This window comes from Sebaldella sp. S0638, assembly GCF_024158605.1.
Taxonomy (GTDB): Bacteria; Fusobacteriota; Fusobacteriia; order Fusobacteriales; family Leptotrichiaceae; genus Sebaldella.
In genome coordinates, this window is sequence record NZ_JAMZGM010000246.1 from 1 (window position 1) to 1,531 (window position 1,531).

Annotated in this window: 2 protein-coding genes; both read right to left on the minus strand. The window is 32.2% G+C overall.

The annotated features are described in order from the left end of the window. On the minus strand, nt 1-1,175 hold a 1,175-nt coding region (locus NK213_RS19995; RefSeq protein WP_253352624.1), incomplete at its 3' end, for a hypothetical protein. Then, the coding region (locus tag NK213_RS20000) for a hypothetical protein (protein WP_253352626.1) at nt 1,172-1,531 on the minus strand (360 nt) is incomplete at its 5' end. The genes NK213_RS20000 and NK213_RS19995, both read right to left, overlap by 4 nt.

Sequence of the window (1,531 nt, forward strand, 5' to 3'; positions counted from 1 at the left end):
TCTCCTTCTTCCAGTCCTTCTGCCACATCACTTCCTACTACATATTCATGACCTTTTACCGGATATTCATATATGTGTATTTCATCTCTTATATTTTCAAGCGGTAATGTGTTATTTAGTTTTTCCTTTTCTATGTAGAGAAGCTGAATATCAAAGTACGGTGTCCCACTTGCTAAGAATGCCTGTTCCGGATTACTTGGATATTCCTGATAGAGTAAGTCTTTTAGTTCCTGTTTTTTCTTGAAATACCAGTAAATCTGTTCATATTCAAGATTCTCATTAATTAGTATCTCATTTAGGAATTTCATAAACTTACTATCTACATTCTTATATCTATCCCCTGATTTTACCGCTGATATGAATTCACTTTTTAAATCACTGCTCTCAAATTCCGATGTGTATTCTTTTTGTCTGAACCAGTAAGAAAAGTACGGAATAAAGTCTGTATTTCCATCTGTTGCATCTTGCCATTCATCTCTAAAATCATTGTAACCATTTGCTGTCGTCTCATATATTTCTATACTATTTGGAGCAAGAGCTGATGTTATTGATGCCTTATTTGCAAGTGCATTTTTCCAAAAGGCTCTTTCACTTCCATGGATGAAATTAAATGTTGACGATCTTGCTGAATCTTTACTTCCTGCTGTAAAACAGTTCCAAAAACTTCCGGTATTTTGGATTACTATTTCTTTGGCATTACTTCTTTTAGGTTCATATTTAAGACTATTAGGAATTTCTTCATACATATCTTTTGCCTTGCTGTTAAAAATATATTTTGTAGCTTCATTTAAATGTGCCACTGTTGTTCCCTTAAATCCTTTCCTGCACAGAAGCATGCATAACTGAATAGCTGTTATTAAGGTTGTAAAGCCCTGCTGTCTTGATTTTAATATTAATATTTTTACTGATTTTCCTTTTTGGTATTCCTGGTTAAAAATTGTGATAAATCTTTTCTGCTCATCATTTAAAAAGAATGGTACTAACTTTCCCTCTTTATCCCTTATCCTAAATATCAGTTCTATTAACTGGAAGTAATTACTCTTTAATTCTTTGGCCAGTTTTTGATTACTATGAAACTCCATGCCTACTGCATTTGTAAATTCTCTGTCTTTTTCAATACTGCTATATTTTGTAAATATCTTTTTCCTTGTTTCTATTAATGATGGTATTGTCATTTTTCTTCCTCCAGGATATCTGAAAGTTTTGTCTGTTTTGTGCCTTCTTTTTCCTCTTCAAGATATTTAAGCTGGTCCTCATACTTCATTATTCCCATATCCTTAAATATTGTATCCAGTACCTTATTTATATTTTCTATGCTTTTAGATATTCCCTGCTGATAATCTTTGTCTGTTGGAGTTTTCTTTATATTACTTATGGCAGTTATTAATATGTTTCTTCTCTCACCGAGTAACCTTTTTACCAGATGTTCTTTATCGGGATAGGCATACTTTACCGCATCTTCTAAAAGCTCCTGTGACATTTTGCTCATATATTCCAAAAGTTCATTTTTATATCTGTAATATGTTGTCTT